The organism is Nocardioides sp. (genome assembly GCF_030019515.1).
Lineage (GTDB): Bacteria > Actinomycetota > Actinomycetes > Propionibacteriales > Nocardioidaceae > Nocardioides.
Map to the genome: position 1 here is coordinate 1 of NZ_JASEEQ010000029.1, position 18,313 is coordinate 18,313.

Genomic DNA, 18,313 nt, shown 5'->3' on the forward strand with positions numbered 1-18,313 from the left:
CTCACTTCACGACGCGCTCACCAGGCCCAGTTCATCGGTGGATCGAGGCTAAGGGCACCGAGAGCGTCGTGACCGGACTTCCCGAGCACGAGGCGGACATGCTCACCGGAAAGCGCCACGTCGAGCACGTCCTGCAGCAAGACGAGGACGACGCACCAGAGGAAGCCGAGTCTGAGCTGGACGACACCGAGGCGGACGATCTGGTCCCCGAGCTCCTCGCCGACGAGGTTCCCCTGCCGTTCCCGCGCGAGGATCTGGAACTCTGGGAGCTGCGGCACGCGCGGCGCCGTGGCGGGGAGTCGAGCTACCGGCACCAGCGGAAGAACCAGTTCTATCCGCTTTACGTCGACCCCGAGGCTGGCCAGGTCGTCCGCGCGGGGGAGTCGATCCCCCTGGATCAGGAGCCGTCCTTCGAGCCCGTCGACGGCCTGATCCCGCTGTGGCCGATCGACAAGGACGGCAACGAGCGCTGCTGGCGCTACATCCCCGAGAGCATGCAGAGAAAGATCGACGGGGGCTTCGTGGTGCTCGGTCAGGCATCGGCCGACGGCAAGTCCTGGACGGTCAACTATTGGGTGCAGAAGACGCAGCGCAAGAAGTACAAGACGGTCTGGTGGAGCACCTCGCACGATGCAGGCACTCACGGCACCTCGATGTTGCACAAGCTGCTAGGTGACCGGACCGCGTTCCCGTTCCCCAAGTCGTTGTACGCAGTGCGGGACACCCTGCTCACCGTGGTCCGCGACCGTCCCAACGCCCTGATCCTCGACTTCTTCGCCGGCTCGGGAACCACGCTGCACGCGACGGCGCTGATCAACGCCCTGGACGGCGGTCAACGGCGCTGCATCCTGGTCTCCAACAACGAGGTGGCCGCCAAGTCGTCCGACCGGCTGCTGCGGGCCGGGCACCTGCCTGGCGATGAGGAGTACGAGAAGCACGGAATCTTCTGGAAGGCCACCCGGCCCCGCTGCGAGGCCGCGATCACCGGCCGCGACGCTCGCGGGAAGCCGGTCGAGGGCACCTACCAAGGCATCGACCGCGCCTTCGCCGACGGTTTCGAGGAGAACGTCGAGTTCTACGACCTGGTCTACCTCGACCGCGACTCGGTACGCGAGGGCGGCGAGTTCTCCGCGATCGAGCCATCGCTCTGGCTGGCCGCCGGAGGAGTGGGCAGCCGGCCCACCTCCGACCCAGGCGAGCCGTTCGCGCTGCATAAGGAGAGCAACTACGCCATCCTCTTCGACCGCAAGGCGTTCCGCCGATTCCTCACCCAGCTCCGAGCGAACCCCCAGATCACGCACGTGTACTTGGTGACTGACTCCGAGTCGAGCTACACCCAGATGCGCGCCAAGCTCCCCGAGGACCTGCACACCTCGATGCTGTACCGGGACTACCTGGCGAACTTCCGGATCAACACCCTGGAGGCCTACCGATGAAGTTCACCCTTCTCCCGTTCCAGGAGGAGACGGTGGCCGACCTGGTCTCCCACATCCGCAACAGCATCGACGAGGTCGGCCGCGTCGGCCTCCAGGGCGCCGGCCAGGCGGTCGTGCTGGTCGCCCCAACCGGCGCAGGCAAGACGGTCATGGCCGCGGCCGCGCTGGAGAACCTCTTCTTTGGCGACGGCCAGTCGTTGGGGGAGGACGACGAGCTCACCGTGGTGTGGCTCTCCGACCTGCCCAACGTCAACGAGCAGACCATGAAGAAGCTCGAGGCCGCCTCGGAGCGATTCGACCGGCGGCTGGTGACGATCGACAACAACTTCCGCGGCGACGAGCTCCCCCCGGGAAACCTGTACTTCCTCAACACCCAGAAGCTCGGCGTCAACAGCAACCTGGTCAGCAGCGGCGACGACCGCGACGCCAGCATCTGGGAGATCCTGACCCGCACCATCCGGCGCAACCCAGCCAAGTTCCTACTCGTCATCGACGAGGCTCACCGCGGCATGGAGCGCGCGAACACCTCCACCGAGGAAGCCACCACGATCGTTCAACGGTTCGTGCTCGGCTTCAGTGACCTGCCGAAGGTGCCCATCATCGTCGGCATCTCCGCGACCCCGGAACGCTTCGACGCCGTCCTCGCATCGACCCCCCGCGTGCGCCGCCGCGCGACTGCGGAGATCGCTGATGTCCGCGCCTCCGGGCTCCTCAAGGACCGCATCGTCGTGTGGCGGCCCGAACACGGCCTGGAGCATTCCGATATGACCCTCCTCCAGCGGGCTGCGCAGAGCCTGCTGGACTACCAGGTGCGCTGGCACCGGCATGCCACCGAGCACGGCCCCCGCCTGGTGCGGCCGGTCTTGGTCGTGCAGGTCGAGGACAAGACCGCGACCTCGATCAGCGCCACCGATCTGGAGCAGGCGATCGAGGCGATCGAAGAGGTGACCGGCCCACTGAGCCCCGATGCCTACGCGCACAGCTTCGGCGATGCCCCCGCCCCGATCAGCTACGACAGCCGGCGTCTGCGCTATCTGCGGCCCGCCGACATCGATGACGACCCCGAGGTCACTGTCGTGTTCTTCAAGACCAGCCTGTCAACGGGCTGGGACTGCCCCCGCGCCGAGGTGATCATGTCCTTCCGCGGCGCCCAGGACGACACCGCCATCGCCCAACTAGTAGGCCGACTCGTGCGTACTCCGCTCGCACGCCGCGTTGAGAGCGATGACGCCCTCAACGGTGTGGCCCTCTACCTGCCAAAGTACGACCGCGGCGCACTCCAACGGATCATCGCCAAGCTCCGCGCCGGTGACCCCGACACGCTGCCCGCCGTCGACGTCGAAGAGGGTGAGGGGCAGGTCCACTGCGACCGCAACGAGCCGATCTTCGAGCAGATCGCCGACGCTGTCGGCCGGATCCGCAGCTACACCGTGCCCCGGCCACGGCGGATGTCGCCGGTGCTGCGCCTCGAAGCGCTCTCCGGCTCACTCAGCGATACCGGCATCCTCGAGGACGCCCCCGACCAGGCTGACCAGCAGCTGGTAGACCTTCTCTTCGAGCGCCTGGCCACCCGCCGGGGCACCCCAGACTTCGAAGAAGTGGTCAAGCGCAGCCGCGAGGTCGGCCTCGACGCCACCACGCTCTCCTACCTCACCGGCGAGACCGAAACCGCCCACCTGCGCGTCGAGTCGACCTCCCGCTCACTCGAAAGGCTTTACGACCAGGTCGGCCGTAAAGCCGGAGCGGCCCTGCACGACAAGCTTTGGCGGCGGATCCGCCAAGACGGCGATGTCGATGGCGATACCGCACGGCTCTACGTCATCGCGACCCTCGGCGATGCCAACACCCAGCGGGCCCTGAGCGTGGCGGCCACCCAGATGTTCGACGACTGGCTCGCCGAGCACGCGGACTCCATCGAGGATCTGGACGACGACGAACGGCGGGAAATCGACGAGCTTCGCGAGCACGCAGACGAGCCCAGCAAGATTCGCCTTGTCCTGCCCGACTCCGTCCGTGCCCGGCGCGACAACCGCTCAGTGGACTGGCCCCACCACCTCTACTGCGACGAGGACGGGAACTTTCCCGAGCGGCTCAACGACTGGGAGAAGGCTGCGATCGAGCAGGAGATCTCCTCCAACAGCCTTGTGTGCTGGGTCCGCAACAAGCCGCGCGGCCGCGGCTCACTGGCCATTCCCTACACGAAGAGCACCGGGGAAGTGGCAGCCATGTACCCCGACTTCCTGGTCTTCCGACGGGACGCGGGGGGCGGCATCGTCGCCGACATCATCGACCCACACGGGCTCCATCTCGAGGATGCTCCCGCCAAGGCGAAGGCCCTGGCCGAGTACGCCCAGAAGCACGGCACCGCGTTCGGCCGGATCCTGATGATGGTCTACGACAAGGACCAGGAGCGGCACGTGACCCTCGACCTGCGCAGGAGCGAGATCAGGACCCAGGTGCGCACGGTCACGACCACGGCGCATCTGCAGTCGCTGTTCGATCTCGCTGGCGACGGTTGAGCACACAGACGGGCACGCTGCTGGCGGTCCTCACCAACCCGCCGACCACCCCTGGGGAGCGCACCTTGTCGCGGGTACAGCTGGCCTGTGAACTGCTCGGCTACGACGACTTTGCCGTGGCCAACCTGTTCCCGCTCCCTAGCCGGTCCACGCGCGACATCAGCGAGCTCGGCCAGGTCCGCGGACCATGGCTCGCCGCCCGCCCGGCACTCCAGGAGCAGCTCGGGGCCGCCACAGGGGTGCTGCTCGCGTACGGCCTCGAGCGCCCTCGGGGCCAGGCCGGCCACTGGCACCGAGAGCAAGTGACCTGGCTGGACGCGGCTATCACCGCCCGAGGACTGGCCCGATTCTGGGTAGGGGATGCCCCGCGACACCCGTCGCGGTGGCAGCGCTGTACCTCGCGGCGCCAACCAGCCGTCCCGTTTCGTGACGCCGTCGCATTGGAACTGCGGCCAGTTGGTGATGGCCCTTTGCTGGCGGGCGGGGGTCGGTCGAACGAGTCGCGGTCCACGAGCACGTGAAGAACCACCCAAACGGTCCGGAAACGCGGGCACGGGGCACCTGCGCACTGCTCAACTGGTATCGGCCTGGTGCTTGCGGGCCGGCGCAGCGGATCGGGCTGTTCGAGGTGGAGATCGCGGACCAGCCGAGGCCGCCGGCGGTGACCTACAGGAGGGCCGGCCGGGTTCGGTAGACCTGTACCTGGTCGCGCAGCTCGTTGCTAGCGATCGCCAACCCGGCGTACGCCGCGGCCGCGGCGGCCAGGTTGAACGAGGACGCCGGCGTGCAGACGACGTCGGAGGCACCCAGGGAGCCGTCCTCGAGGCGGTCGGCGAAGGTGTCGGCGGCGGCGGCCGCGTCAGCTGCGTGCTGGGTGATCCCCGCCGGTACGGGCTTGCCGGTGCCGGACACGAATGCCTCCCACACGAACAGCTCGGCCTCACCGGCCAGCCACGGCTCGGGCCGGGTCGTGCACCGCAGCCCGGAGACCCCGGAGCCCACGCGCTCGAGCACCCAAGCCATCTGCACCAGCCCGGTGGCCAGCGCGCCGCTGCCGGCGCCGGCCGACCAGGGCCTCGAGCGACCGTCGGCGGTCTCGCCCTGGCGCGCCTGTCCCAGGGTCCTCCACCCGTCGACAGGCCCGACTGGGCTGACCGGAACCATCAGGGGAGCCCCGAACCCGAGCGCTACGGGCACGCCGGCGCCGAGCGCCTCGAGGACAGCCAGGGCCGCCCCCTCGGGGTGGCTGCCACCCTCGCCGACCGGTTGTCGGCCGGGCAGGTCGAGGGCAGCCCAGGCGAAGTTGCTCCGTACCGACCCGACGTCGACGGCAACGACCCGCGGCGCAATCACTCGGCCGCCAAGCTGAGGCCCAGGATCCGAAGAGCCTCTTGGACGTCAGGGTGCTCGGGGGAGAGTGGGTGGTGCTTGATCGCGTCGAGGGTCCGGCTGACCGCGGGGTCCTCGGCCCGCTCGAACACCGCCCACAGGGCCAGGTCGTCACCGTGCCTGGAGGCGAAGGTGACGCCGTCGAGATCCGTCGTCGCGTGCAGGTAGGTGGCCACAGACTGGGTGAGCGCGCGAGGCCGCCCGTCCTTGAGCGCGGCCGCGTCGAAGTCGTGCAGGTTCAGCAGGTGCGCGAGGGCGACGAACTGCGGCCGAAGCGCGGCAATGGACTCCGCGGCCGTCACGGCGCAGAAGCGGCCGGTCAGCGTCGCGCTCGCAGCTGAACGGGGCTCCAGCCACGAGTAGGAGATCTCGCCGGCACGGGCAGTCGGATGCATCGCGGCGTCCTCGTCGTCCTCCACGATGTCGTCGAGTTCGAGCGCAAGTGTCGGGTCCGGCCGGAAGCCGGCGAGGACCTCGAGCAGGCAGGCCAGCAGGGTGGAGCCGGCGTAGATGGTGCGGAAGTTGCCCTGGCGGTCATCCCATCGACCGTGGAACCGCCCATCAGCGCCGGCCCACTCCCACCCCGACCAGGCCCAGGGCTCCGGCTTGAAGCCGACCCGCCAGACCTCCTCGGCCGCGTCGACGACCACCAGTTGGGGCGCTTCAGTCACCGGCGACGTCATCCGGCCGCGGCGAACGCGCGCGCGGCCGCGAGAACACCGGGGCCGACCTGCTCCAGATCACCCTCACGCAGCAGTCGCGCCGGCGCGACGTCGTCGAGGCGCGGGTTCATGCCCTGGAACCACGCCTGGACGACCGCGGCGGAGTCCTTCTCGCGCAGCAGCGCCGCGATCCGGTAGGCCATCCGCAGCCGGTTTACCACGTCGGTCGACGGCGTGCGTGCGTCGCCAGGGTCAGCCCACTGCCTCACCGCTCGGGTCTCCTGGACCGATCCGAGGTAGGCGACCAGCTTCGCGCCGAGCAGGTCGCGCAGCCGCTCGACGAGCTCCGGCGTGGCCAGCCGCACCGACTCTTCGTAGGCGCGCAGGTCGCCGCGGGCGATGGTCGACTGAGTGCTCATACCTGCAGTGTGCCACGTGGCGCAGTCCGATCCAATACCTAATCCCGCATGTCATCACACAGTAAATCACACCACCGATAACATAGATTATGTCACCTCTCGGCTGCGTATGCACCAGGCCAATCAACAGGACGCTCCGCTCCCCTGCCCCGCCGGCGAGGACGAAAGCGCCGCATCTTCAGGATGCGGACGCTAGGGAGTCGATGTAGCGCTCTAGATCCGCCTTTCGGACAAGACGGGTGCGATCGATGTGAACCGATCGCAACTCGCCGGACTTGAAGAGTTCATAGACCTTCGATCGGCTGATGCTGAGGTACTCGGCAACCTCTGGGACTCGGTAGAGCAGTTTGTCCGGCATGGTCTTCCTCCGTGGACAGTGTCGTTCTGACAGTCACCTAAGGAAGATCGAGCAGCCGGGCCGATCATGCGAGGCCAACCAATCTCTGGACGATGCGTCCCAATCGGTCGACTGACGACCCTTGGCTCAGTCCGGACGGGACCACCGAGTAGACTGGTCCACCGACTTTAGGTTCATCTCGTCTGTGTCGGGCGGAGCAAGCGGGTGCCGCTGCGGTCAGTATCTGGGCGTGTCACATGCGGTCCATCACGGACCTCATTGTGGGAGCCGGCGAGGAGCCAAGACGCGTGTGCGGGCAGTTGCCTCCGAAGAAGAGGTCATCTCGCATGATGTCGCCGCGAGTCGCGTCGTGCCGGGAGCCTCAAAGGCGCCCTTCAGGAAAGATCCGGGAGCAGCTCGTGGCGTTCACCGACGGCGGTCTGTCCGCAACTTGTCCGCAAACCTCGCCGGACACGCCGGGCTCCGCAACTGATGTGCGGGGACATCCGGGCACGAAGTGAGCCCTGCGTGGACGTCGTTGTGGCGGCGGTCAGCCACGACCTCTGGGTCATGCGTGAATTTTCCGCGCTCCGAGACCACGCATGGCGCCGCGTCTTCTTTGTTGGGGCAGGGTGGCGGCTCAAGCGGTGAGCATTGCCTTGAACTTGCCGAGCAAGGTCTGCGGTTGCGGCATGCCGCCTGTTGTGTCCTGTACGAGGTTGCGGCGTCGTGCTTCGAGCTCGAGACGATGGCCAACTCGAACTGCTGCTTCATCGGAGCCGCTGGCCAGCCCGGCGGCGATGGCCATGACGGCCCGGTCGTTGCGCGCGGTCGTGCGGACAGCATGAGCAACGTCTTTGGTGGGCGGGTTCTCGGCAAGCTCGTCGATGACCTTGCGCACGCCCTCGTAGATCCAGGTGGCGTGCCGCCACGCCTCGATGACTGCCTCTTCGCGGTCTTCAGGGTCGTCGACGAGGCCGCGTTCTAGCGATGCCACCAGGCGGGTGTGCCAGCGAAGGAGAAGCGCGTTCGTGAGGTCTTCGGTGCCGTCGAAAAAGATGTCGAGGCCTTCTATGTTGCTGGGGATTTGCCCGTCCTTGCGGGCAAGGATCTCCTCGATCACCGCGTGGAGAACGCCGGCTCGGCTCGGCTTCGGTTCTGCTCTCATGGGTGCTCCTTCCTTCGCGAGTGCGGGTTATGCGCGTGTCACTGCACGGGCAGTGAGGCGAACCCGCGGATGGGTCCGGAGTGAAGTCGTTGGGCGCCCGGCAGATCTATGTCCCAGTTGAAGAGCCGCTTTTTCAGCAGGGCGTTGAGAGCGATCCGGGTCTCCATCCGTGCGAGGGCTGCTCCGAGGCAGAAGTGGGGTCCGCGGCCGAACGCAACCTGTCGCTCGGGGCGTCGGTTGATGTCGAAGTGGTCGGCGTTGGGGAACGCTCGGTGATCGCGGTTCGCCGACCCGTACAACAGCAGTACGGTGTCGCCGCTCTGCATGTGTTGTCCGTGCAGGTCCACCGGTCGGGACAGGGTGCGTGCCAGGCCCTGGACCGGTGAGTCGTAACGGAGCAGCTCCTCGACCGCGGCGGGCACTAGGTCCGGGTTGTCGGCCAGCTTCTGTCGGGTTTCGGGGTGGTGGCCGAGCAGGACGGCGCTGTTGGACAGCAGGTTGGTGGTGGTTTCGTGCCCGGCGACGAGCAGCAGGAGGCAAAAGCCGAGAAGTTCTTCTTCGCTGAGGTGCTGTCCCTCGGCCTCGGCCTGGACGAGCGCTGTCATGAGGTCGTCTTCGGGGTGGGCGCGTCGTTCGGCGAGGAACCCGGCGAAGTATTCGTAGAGGGCTGCGGCGGCGGCCAGGCCTGGGCCGAACTCGCCGTGGGCGGGGTTGGACTGGATGAGGGCTGTGGACCAGGTCCGGAACTGGTCGCGATCTTCGCGTGGGACGCCGAGCATGTCGGCGATGACGATGGCCGGGAGGGGGCCGGCGAACCCGGAGACGAAGTCCCAGGGGCCGGTGTCGGGAATTTGGTCGAGCAGGTCGTCGATGACGGTCTGGATCGACGACTCGAGCTCGGTCATGCGGCGTGGGGTGAAGGCCTTGCTCACGAGCTGACGCATCTGGGTGTGCCGGGGCGGGTCGCTCATGATGAGCATGGGGAGGAACAGCTCGGTCATGTCGACCCCGGGCGGGGTGGGGAAGATGCCGGAGGCTGAGGAGTACGTCGCCGGGTCGGTGAGGGCCGCGCACACGTCGTGGTAGCGGCTGAGCACCCAGGAGCTGGCCCCTGGCGACCAGTACGCGGGAGCGTGGTCGCGCAGCTGCCGGTAGATGGGGTAGGGGTCTGCGATCACCTCGGGGTCGAAAGGGCTGTAGGTCAGGTGCTGCTGGCTCATGGGCGGGCTCCTTTGGTTGTCGGGTTCCGGTGGGGCCACCAGCTGTGTTCCTCGAACTGGGCTGCGCAGGCGGGTACGACCAGGGTGCGGACGATGAACGTGTCGAGCAGGAGTCCGGCGGCGACGGCGAACCCGGTTTGGGCGAGGGCTTCGACGGGTGAGAAGAGCAGGGCGACGAAGGTGGAGGCGAAGATGAGGCCGGCTGCGGTGATGACGGGGCCGGTGGCGGTGACGGCGCGGGCGACTTCGTTGCGGTCCAGGGCCAGACCGTTCTCCCGCATCCGGCTCATGAGCAGGATGTTGTAGTCGGCTCCGACGGCGACGAGCAGCACGAACACGATGACCGGGACGGTGAAGTGGATGTCTTGTCCGCCCAGGTGCTGGAAGACGAGCGTGGTCAGCCCCAGGGCGGCTGCGCAGGACAAGACGACGGAGGCTAGGAGGTAGAGCGGTGCGGCCAGGGCGCGCAGGGTGAGGACCAGGATGAGCAGCACCATGAGCAGCACTGCCACGACCACGAGGACGGCGTCGTCGGCGAGGTAGTGAGCCAGGTCGGCGCCGAGGCCGCCGGCGCCGGTGGCGAGGATCGTGGAGTCGTCGAGGCGGGTGTTGTTCATGGCCTGTTCGGCGGCAGCTTGGACTTCGTCGTAGCGCTGCTGGCCGGCGGGGGTAAGGGGATCGGTGTCGCCGGTGACCTGGATGCGGGCCAGCTTCCCGTCCTCGGAGAGGAACTGGCTGCGGGCCAGGGCGAAGTCGGGCTTTCCCAGCGCGGAGGCGGGCAGGTAGAAGCCGCCGGCCTCGGGGGTGTCGGCGCGTTGGTTGACGTCTTGGAGGTAGTCACCGGAGTCGTCGAGACCATCACGGAGCTTTTCGGTCTGGGTCAGGAGCTGTTCGATGCCGGGTGCGATGCCGTCGGCTCCGGTGGCGAGTCGGCCGGTGCCGCTCTCGAGCTCGCCGAGCTTCTCGCTGAGCAGGGCTTGCCCGGCGGCGACGCGGTTGCTGCCGGACTGTGCTCGCCGGAGCCCGGCAGCGAGCTGGTCGAGCCCGTCGGCAACCTGATCGAGGCCAGTCGCGAGACGGCCGTCACCGGATGCGAGCTTCTCCGCGCCGGCGGCCGCTCGGGCCAGCCCGGGCAGGAGTTGGTCGCGTTGGCCGGAGTAGATCTTGCGCAACCCCTCGCGCGAGCGATTGCAGACGGGATCGGCGGTGCAGATCGGGTCGCCTTCGAGAGCCTCAACAATCATGCCGAGGCCTTCGACGGCCTCCGCGACCTGGTCGTGTGCGGTGCGGAGGCCCGCTGCCAGCCCGGCTGCGCCGTCGCGCAGCCTACGGGCGCCGTCGCGCAACTGGCGTGCTCCGTCGGCGGCCTGGCCAGTGCGGTCTGTGGCCTTCCCGAGGCCGTCGCCGATGCGGCGACTTCCGTTGCTGAGCTTGCGGGCGCCGTCTTGGGCCTTCCCGGCGCCGATGGAGACCTTGTCGAGGCCACCACCCAGGTCGCCGGCACCGGAAGCGAGTCGCTGCAGTCCGGGCTCTCCGGATTCCAGCTTGCGGTCGGCCATGCGGAGTCCGCTGGCCAGTTCTCCGAGCTGGTTGGCGATGGAGGCGGGTCTCAGCGGCTGGCCGGCGGGCTGGGTGATGCTGAGGACCTGGTCGACGCCGTCGACCTTGGCGAGTGCGATGCTCACAGAGTTGAGGACGGCCAGGTCGCGGGTGTTGGCCATGTCGTGGTCGGAGCGGATGAGCAGGTAGTCGGGCAGCGTCTGGTTGGGCGGGAAGTGGTCTGCCATCGCTGCCAGCCCCAGGTTGCTGGGGGTATCGGGCGGTTGGGCGGCTCGTTCGTCGAAGGAGAGCTGCATGGTGGGCAGCCCGAGAGCGAGCAGGACCAGTACCGTCACCCCCGCGACCAGGATCCGGGCCGGGTGCCGGGCGACGAGTCGGCCGGTGCGCGCCCACCTTGAGTCTGCCCTGCTGGGCGGAGCGGGGCCGATGCGCGGCCCGAACCAGCGCATCAGTGCGGGGGTGAAGGTGAGACTGACCGCCACGGTGACCCCGATGCAGATCGCCATCGGGGGGCCGGTGGTGGCGAAGATGGCCAGGTCGGTGAAGCCCAGGCAGATGGCGCCGAGGATGACGGTGGCGGCCGAGGCCAGCAGCGCCGGGCCGACCCGCGAGATCGATTCGGCGACCGCGTCGAGGGGGGCGAGGCCGTTGCCGTACTCCTCGCGGAAGCGGGAGATGAGGAAGACGCAGTAGTCGGTCCCTGCGCCCAGGGTGATGGCCACGACGAACGCGTCGGTGTAGGTGGACAGGGCCAGCCCGTGCTCGCCGGCCCAGGCCAGGGCGCCGCGGGTGCACAGCAGGGCGATCCCGATGGTCGTCAGCGACACCAGGACGGTGGTGACCCGGCGGTAGACCAGCCACAAGATGCCAATCAACAGCACTAGTGAGACGGCGGTGATCTTCAACGAGGCGTCGTTCACGGCCGTGGTCAGGTCAGCGATCATCGCCGGGTCCCCGGTCACGTGGACGTCGGTGCCTGGTGGGGCATTGAGATCGTCGACGACCGAACGAAGCCACTGCACGTCCTTATCCGACGCGGGTGAGCCGACCGCGGACCGCAAGCCGACGACCAGGTAGGTCGCCTCGCCGTCCTTGCTGGTCAGCGAGCGTCGAGCCTCGGGCTTGCCTAGGTAGCCCTGGACCTCCGAGACCCGCTCCGGCTCACCCCCGAGAACATGCACGACGTCGGCGTAGACCCGACGGTCCTCGGCGCTCAGGCCGTTGTCATTGGTGACGACCACGAACACGTACGACTGCGTGTTGCCAGACCCGAACGCGGAATCCATCACCCGCAGCCCCTGCAGGGTGGGGGAGTCCTCGGGCAGGAACGCGGTACTGCTTCGCTCGACCACAGTCCCCAGCGGGGTGACCAACAGCGACAACGCGGCTGCAGCTACCACCCAGCCCAGCACCACGAGAGCGGGGAACCGGTGCCCAACTTCCAGCGCGGATTTCAGTGGCTGGCGGGTCCCGATCCGCACGCCCAGTGCCATCGACACACACCCATCTTCCAAACCATAGTTTGTACTATGAGTACAACATAGGATGTGAGAGACGTCGAGACCCGGAGGCCACATCGCCAGGCCGGGGCCAAATCCTTCTAAGGCAGGGTGAACGGTGAGGAAGCTCCCAGCGAAGTTGGCCAGCCAGCTCTACGGCGCGGCCGAGCTGATCGCGGAACGGGGGCTGGACGGCACCAAGATCGACGACATCGCCGAAGTCACCGGGATCCTTAAGGCCACGATCTACTACCACCTGGACGGCAAGAACGGCGTCCTCGCGTTCTTGCTGAGTGACCTGCTGGACTTGATCGCCGGCGAGGTCGGGGTCGCCATCTCCAGTGCTGAAGACGCCCGAACCAGACTCGAAGCTGCTGTTGCTGCGCAATTGGGCGTGATGGTCGAGCACCCATTCCTGTGCCGCGCGCTGGTGGGAGACCTAGGCCGGGCCACCCGGCTGCCCGAGCTGGCGGTGGCGCTCCGCACCGCGTTCTACGAACCAATCGAACAACTGCTGTCCGAGGGTGTTGCCGACGGGTCGCTGCGCCAGGTCGCCGACCCGGGCGCGGTCGCCATGAGCGTCTTCGGCGCCATCACCGTCGCCGGCTCAGCGCCGCGGTCGAGGGACCCTCAGAGGATCCAGCTGCGGACCCGGCTCGCTGCTCGGCGGCGGTCTGCGAGCTGATCCTCGGCGGTCTCGCGGCACATCGCGATGGTGAGCCATGAGTCACGCAGATGCGACCTGCTACTTGTCAGGACGCCGCATGTGCGGAGGTGCGTGGGTGGGACGGGGTAGGCGAAAGGCGAACGTCGCCCCCCTCCTGGCGTGGGTGTGTACCTCACGTCGCCGCCATTGAGGAGCACCAGACGCCGAACAATGTGAAGGCCGAGTCCGCTGCCCCGCTCCCGACCCGATCGCGCGTTTTCAGAGCGGGTGAAGCGGTCAAAAAGGTGGGCTTCGAACTCCGACGGCACTCCTGGACCCCGGTCCGCAACTTCGGTGGTCACCCAGAGGGTGTCCGTTCGAATGCTCACCACGACCGGTTCTGCGCCGTACTTCCCCGCATTCGTTATCAGGTTCGTCATGATGCGGGCCAGATGGTCTCGGTCGACATGCGCTGTGGCATCTCCTGATGTGCGAAGCGTGATCGAGAAGGTCAAGTTCAGACCCTCGAGGACTTCGCCAACCACCTCGTTCACGCGCACAGACGTGGGAGTGGTGGAGAATCCCGCGTCGTCAAGTGCGGACACCGTCAATATGTTTTCGAGCAGCGCTTGTACGGAATGTGCTGCCGCGTTGGTCTTCAGTAGGTGGTTGTGACGGTCCTCGTCGCTGAGTGAGTCCCAGGAGTCGAGGAGCATTTCGACGTACCCGGTGACCACCGAGATGGGAGTCCGTAGGTCGTGCGACAGCGTGGCGATCATATCGCGGAGCGAGGCCTCGTATGCCTTGCGGTCGGTGAGGTCCTGGATCTGAGCGATGAAGTACTGCGGCTCACCTTCTGGATCGCGTACCAACGTGACCGACAGTTGCGCCCAGACGATGGAGCCGGAGCCGGTGATATAGCGCTTTTCCAAGGCATATGTGTCAGCCTCCCCGGCAAGCCACCGACTCAGGTGATCCAGGTCAGCGTCGAGATCATCCGGGTGGGTGATGTCTTGAAAGGACCGCGCCACCAACTCGTGCTCGGAGTACTGGGTGAGTTTCGCGAACGCTGTGTTGACCTCCCGCAGCCGCCCATCGAGCTCGACCAGCGCCTTGCCGATGGGGGCATGAAGAAAACTGAGTCGGAAGCGTTCGTCGGACTCGCTGCGCGCCCGTTCCCCAGCCCGTCTATCGGTGACGTCGTCTACCACACCTAGTGCTGCGACGACCTGGCCGGATTCGTCTCGAATTGGGGTCAGATGCTGGGAGAAGATCTTATCCGTCAGCGGCACGTCGACGGTACTCGAACGGCCTGCGAGGGCGTCTCGGAACCAGGGCTCGGCAACCCTGACCGTATCGGCCGGAAAGACCTCGAAGAGGGTCTTGCCCTCCAAGGTCTCTCGGGAGAGGCCCAAGGGGGCGAGGCCATTGCCGTTCACCGAAAGGAAGCGCAGGCTCTCGTCAACAGTGAAAATGGCAGCCACCTCGAAGGAGCGCATCAAGGGGTGGTCGCCAGCGCGAGAGAGAACCTCCAGCAGTTGACGCCGCGCGTCTGCCGAGTGCGGCGCCTCAGTCGCGCCCAGCTCTAGGCTCGCGGAATCGCCGACCGGATCCTGCTCGACCTCAGGGCACGGAACCAATATGAACTCCCCTGACTGGACCGTTGGCGGTGTGGATCATGCTCGAGTTGGCGGGTCGCTCACTCAGCAAGTGCGCGCAGCGCATTGCGTAGGTCACGGTTAGTCATGATCGTGCCTTGCGATGCGTGTTCGGCGCCACCATATGACGTGACCGGACGGTCGGGTGGTCAAGTCGCCGCAGCGGCGGCGGAGCCTATGTCGCGGCCCTGCTGGCTATCGCCGACGCAAGTACATCGAGGCACGTCGCGCGAACCCGAGCAACGACTTCCGGAGTAGCCTCGCGCGGGCCGAGGTGGAAGGCGAGCGGCTCACCGACGAGGCGATCCGCCTTCTGACGGCGGTCGAGAGACAATCTGGTGGGAGACCCCGATCATCACCTTCCGACGCACGGCGACCCGGACTGCGAGCTCAATGGACAGTAGATGAGGGGACAAGGACGTGACGTTCTACGGCTCGGCCCAGTGGGACACTGGGTATTCCTCCCCCCGGAGCGCCTCAACGTGTCCCGCGACCCGGGCGTGGCGCGGATCGTGCACGCGCACTCGGAAATCGATGCCGAATGCTTCCGCGTCCAGGGGCCAGACGCAGGTGCGGAAGGTGTTGCGGGAGATAGGGTTCCGGTCAGGCCCCGGGCGCGCCTCGGTAGTCCTGGTCCTCCGAGACAAGACGGTCCTGGTTCGTTCGACCACTATCCCCAGTGGGGTCACCAGCAACGAGAGCGCGGCGGCGGCCAGCAGCCCAACCGAGCACCATGATGCCGGAAATCGGTGGCCCACCCCAGGACGAACTCCAACGGACGGGCCGTCCCAGTGGCCCCGGCCGCCACGACCCCGCGCGCCCCTTCGCCATGCTGGTTTGTACCGGTAGTACAACATAGGATGTGGAGAGACGTCGAGACCCGAGGCCATCTCGGTCAAGCGGGATCGAGAGCAGGGGTGAGCGGTGAGGAAGCTTCCAGCGAAGTTGGCCAGCCAGCTTTACGGCGCGGCCGAGCTGATCGCCGAACGGGGGCTGGACGGCACCAAGATCGACGACATCGCCGAGGCCACCGGGATCCCGAAGGCGACGATCTACTACCACCTGGACGGCAAGAACGGGGTGCTCGAGTTCTTGCTGAGTGACCTGCTGGACCTGATCTCCAGCGAGGTCGGGGTCGCCGTTTCCACCGCTGAAGACGCCCGGACCAGACTCGAGGCCGCCGTCGCTGCGCAGTTGGGCGTCATGGTCGAGCACCCCTTCTTGTGCCGGGCGCTGGTGGGCGACCTCGGCAGGGCCACCCGGTTGCCCGAGCTGGCGGTGGCGCTGCACACCGCGTTCTACGAACCAATCCAACAACTGCTGGCTGAGGGTGTTGCCGACGGCTCGCTGCGCCAGGTCGCCGATCCGAGCGCGGTCGCCATGAGCGTCTTCGGTGCTATCACCGTCGCCGGACTCAGCGCCGCGGTCGATGCCCCCTCAGCGGATCCTGCTGCGGATGCGGCTCGCTTCTCGGCGGCGGTCTGCGAGCTGGTTCTCGACGGTCTCGCGACATCTCGCTCTCGTGATGACCACGAATTGGGTGAGCGGTCGTGACCAGCCTGGATGAGCTCCTCGCGAGCTGGAACGAGAAGTTCCGGCCGCATGAGGATGGCGCCCAGCTTCCGCCGCACCACGACCACTGCCTCGCCTGCGGACCCGAGAACCCCCACGGCCATCACCTCACCGTGCAGCGTCGGGGCGACGAGGTGCATGCAACCCACGTCTTCGACGAACGCCACGTGGGTGCACCTGGGATCGCGCACGGCGGCGCCGTGGCAACGGTTCTCGACGATCTTTTCGGGTTCCTGCTCTACCTCACCGGCAGCCCGGCAGTGACCCGGAAGCTCGAAGTGCGCTACGACTCGCCCGTCATTCTCGGCACCACCTACGAGCTCGCGGCAAGGGTCGTCCGGACCGAAGGCCGCAAGCTCTTCGTGGAGGCCGACATCCATGAGGCCGGAGGGCCACTGTGTGCCTTTGCCTCGGCTCTATTCCTCAAGGTGGACGTGACCCACTTCGACCAGGGCAGGCCGAGATGACGACGTCGGGGCGTGAGGAGAGCGGCGCTGAGGCAACCGATGGCGGTGTCCCCGCCGTTGCCGCAATCCCCTCAGCCCGCGCCCGCCGCGGCCCACCGTGACTCTGGGTGTTTGAGGGATCTCATCAGCGGTCCGGGCCGACCCCGGGTGCCGGGCGCCCTCCGGGCGGGCACTGGTTTCAATGGTCGGGCAGGGTGGCGGGTTCCTGGCCAGTACCGCCCCGCCAGCGCGTGGTCCAGTCCGAGAGCGCGCGGAGCGCGGGGACGAGGGCACGGCCTGCTTCTGTCGGGACATACCCGGACAGGCTCGGGTCCTTGGCCGGGTGACGCTCGAGGAGTCCTTCGTCCACCAGCCGGCGCAGCCGGTCGCACAGCAACCGGTCCGAGACGCCCGGGACAGCGACTCGGATGTCGCTGAAGCGCCGCGCTCCCGAGAGCACTGCCAGCAGGATGCTGCCTGTCCATCTGCCACCGACCAGCTCCAAGGCCTGCTGCAGGCCGAGGCAGTGGCCAGGCGGCCACTGCCCCGGGGCTCCGCTCTGCTCGCTCACCCCACCATCATGACGCTTTCCGCGGGACCGCGCGGAACCACTCAGGGGCTAAACACCCCGCTCGGGGAAGGCTGCGGCCGTCGGGCACGCAGCGCACGGTTGCTTATGCCACGGATACTTACCATTCGTACTTACTATTTGTAAGTATCTGGCCTAGGATGGGTGCCCGTGGAGCAGGCCAGGGCTGTGTTCCCCCTCGACGTGAAAGGTCGGTGCCGACCGTGGATGCGGAGGTGAACGTGGACGTGGTGGTGCTGGTGGGGCGCATCCTGTTCGTTGTGTTGTTCTTGATGTCAGGCTTCGGGCACCTGACCAAGACGAAGATGATGGCCCAGTACACGGCCTCGCGGGGGGTTCCCGCGTCAGTGGCACCGGCGGTGGTGTTTGGGACAGGGCTACTGATCGTGGCCGGTGCGCTGATGGTCCTGCTGGGCGCCTGGGGTGATCTGGGTGCCCTGTTCCTGGTGGTCTTCCTGGTTCCCACGGCCGTGGTGATGCATCGCCCGTGGGGCCTTGAGGATCCGCAGCAGCAGATGATGGAACAGACGCAGTTCCTCAAGGACTTGGCTCTGGCCGGGGCGGCGCTGATGGCGCTGGCCCTGTTCAGCTGGGCCGGCCCGGACCTGGGGCTCACACTGACCGACCCGCTGTTCGACCTCGGCTGAGCGCCGTGTCACCAGATCCGAACTGAACCCGCCTGGGCCCGGTGGAGTTGTCGTGAGTAGGCAGGTGGTGGAAGGCGAGCGTGCTCCGGACTTCGAACTGCCCGACCAGTACGGGGCCACGGTTCGGTTGAGCCGGCTGCTCGCGCGCGGGCCGGTGGTGCTGTTCTTCTATCCGTTGGCGATGAGCCGAGGCTGTACCACCGAGAGTTGCCACTTCCGTGACCTGGCCGCGGAGTTCACGGAGGCCGGTGCGACCAGGGTCGGGATCAGCCGCGACAGCGTCGCCCGGCAGCGTCAGTTCGACGCCGAGCACCACCTCGGGTACCGGTTGCTCTCCGATGCCGAGGGGACCGTGGCCTCCGCCTACGGTCTCCACAGGCCGCTCCCCGGGTTGCCGCCGCGACGGAGCACCTTCGTGATCGGTTCAGATCGTCGTGTGCGGGGTGTGATTCGTAGTGAGCTGCGGATGGAGGCCCATGCGGACGAGGCGCTGCGCATCCTCAGAGCCGATCGGCCACAGGCGCCTGGGTGACCGGTATGCCTGGC

At 67.3% G+C, this 18,313-nt stretch carries 16 protein-coding genes; 7 read left to right on the forward strand and 9 right to left on the reverse strand.

The genetic code is table 11. The features are described 5' to 3' along the window. On the forward strand, positions 1-1,436 hold a 1,436-nt coding region (locus QMC84_RS22200; protein ID WP_300378814.1), incomplete at its 5' end, for a DNA methyltransferase. Continuing rightward, complete coding sequence (locus tag QMC84_RS22205; protein ID WP_300378816.1) at positions 1,433-3,955, forward strand: DEAD/DEAH box helicase family protein; 2,523 nt, start codon at positions 1,433-1,435, stop codon at positions 3,953-3,955. The genes QMC84_RS22200 and QMC84_RS22205, both read left to right, overlap by 4 nt. A 666-nt stretch (positions 3,956-4,621) precedes the next feature. Here the strand turns inward: QMC84_RS22205 and QMC84_RS22210 are convergent. The 7 genes from QMC84_RS22210 to QMC84_RS22235 all read right to left on the reverse strand — a co-directional run bounded on the left by QMC84_RS22210 (position 4,622) and on the right by QMC84_RS22235 (position 12,203). Continuing rightward, positions 4,622-5,308, reverse strand: coding sequence for a hypothetical protein (locus QMC84_RS22210; protein ID WP_300378818.1), 687 nt, complete (start codon positions 5,306-5,308; stop codon positions 4,622-4,624). Beyond that, positions 5,305-6,015: an RES domain-containing protein gene (locus tag QMC84_RS22215; RefSeq protein WP_300378820.1), complete on the reverse strand. Its 711-nt coding sequence runs from the start codon at positions 6,013-6,015 to the stop codon at positions 5,305-5,307. Before QMC84_RS22215 ends, QMC84_RS22210 begins: the two co-directional genes overlap by 4 nt. Before the next feature lie 8 nt (positions 6,016-6,023). Beyond that, on the reverse strand, positions 6,024-6,425 hold the full coding sequence (locus QMC84_RS22220) for a hypothetical protein (protein WP_300378822.1): 402 nt from the start codon (positions 6,423-6,425) through the stop codon (positions 6,024-6,026). A gap of 178 nt (positions 6,426-6,603) precedes the next feature. Continuing rightward, a complete protein-coding gene (locus QMC84_RS22475) occupies positions 6,604-6,783 on the reverse strand; it encodes a helix-turn-helix domain-containing protein (RefSeq protein WP_036491718.1) in 180 nt (59 codons plus the stop codon). Between the two features lie 619 nt (positions 6,784-7,402). Beyond that, the gene (locus QMC84_RS22225; protein ID WP_300378824.1) at positions 7,403-7,930 is read right to left on the reverse strand and encodes a hypothetical protein; all 528 of its coding nucleotides are present in this window, start codon (positions 7,928-7,930) and stop codon (positions 7,403-7,405) included. Between the two features lie 38 nt (positions 7,931-7,968). Next, a complete protein-coding gene (locus QMC84_RS22230; RefSeq protein ID WP_300378826.1) occupies positions 7,969-9,150 on the reverse strand; it encodes a cytochrome P450 in 1,182 nt (393 codons plus the stop codon). Beyond that, entirely contained in the window at positions 9,147-12,203 is a 3,057-nt protein-coding gene (locus QMC84_RS22235; RefSeq protein WP_300378842.1) for an MMPL family transporter, read from the reverse strand. Before QMC84_RS22235 ends, QMC84_RS22230 begins: the two co-directional genes overlap by 4 nt. 145 nt (positions 12,204-12,348) lie before the next feature. Between QMC84_RS22235 and QMC84_RS22240 the strand changes: the two genes are divergently transcribed. Next, a complete protein-coding gene (locus QMC84_RS22240) occupies positions 12,349-12,894 on the forward strand; it encodes a TetR/AcrR family transcriptional regulator (RefSeq protein WP_300378828.1) in 546 nt (181 codons plus the stop codon). Here the strand turns inward: QMC84_RS22240 and QMC84_RS22245 are convergent. After that, positions 12,840-14,354: a PAS domain S-box protein gene (locus tag QMC84_RS22245; protein WP_300378830.1), complete on the reverse strand. Its 1,515-nt coding sequence runs from the start codon at positions 14,352-14,354 to the stop codon at positions 12,840-12,842. The two genes, QMC84_RS22240 and QMC84_RS22245, sit on opposite strands and share 55 nt — an antisense overlap. A 1,104-nt stretch (positions 14,355-15,458) precedes the next feature. On the opposite strand from QMC84_RS22245, the gene QMC84_RS22250 reads away from it, so the two are divergent. Together QMC84_RS22250 and QMC84_RS22255 are read left to right on the forward strand one after the other, a co-directional pair. Next, positions 15,459-16,067 (forward strand): TetR/AcrR family transcriptional regulator, encoded by a 609-nt coding sequence (locus tag QMC84_RS22250; protein WP_300378832.1) that lies wholly within the window; start codon positions 15,459-15,461, stop codon positions 16,065-16,067. Next, on the forward strand, positions 16,064-16,552 hold the full coding sequence (locus QMC84_RS22255; protein ID WP_300378834.1) for a PaaI family thioesterase: 489 nt from the start codon (positions 16,064-16,066) through the stop codon (positions 16,550-16,552). Before QMC84_RS22250 ends, QMC84_RS22255 begins: the two co-directional genes overlap by 4 nt. Positions 16,553-16,730: 178 nt before the next feature. Here the strand turns inward: QMC84_RS22255 and QMC84_RS22260 are convergent, their stop codons facing one another. Next, the gene (locus QMC84_RS22260; protein WP_300378836.1) at positions 16,731-17,102 is read right to left on the reverse strand and encodes a helix-turn-helix domain-containing protein; all 372 of its coding nucleotides are present in this window, start codon (positions 17,100-17,102) and stop codon (positions 16,731-16,733) included. Between the two features lie 233 nt (positions 17,103-17,335). Here QMC84_RS22260 and QMC84_RS22265 point away from each other — a divergent pair, with 233 nt between their 5' ends. Both QMC84_RS22265 and QMC84_RS22270 read left to right on the forward strand, forming a co-directional pair. Beyond that, positions 17,336-17,767, forward strand: coding sequence for a DoxX family protein (locus QMC84_RS22265; protein ID WP_300378838.1), 432 nt, complete (start codon positions 17,336-17,338; stop codon positions 17,765-17,767). A gap of 52 nt (positions 17,768-17,819) precedes the next feature. Continuing rightward, the gene (locus QMC84_RS22270; protein ID WP_300378840.1) at positions 17,820-18,299 is read left to right on the forward strand and encodes a peroxiredoxin; all 480 of its coding nucleotides are present in this window, start codon (positions 17,820-17,822) and stop codon (positions 18,297-18,299) included. The last annotated feature ends 14 nt before the right edge of the window (positions 18,300-18,313 follow it).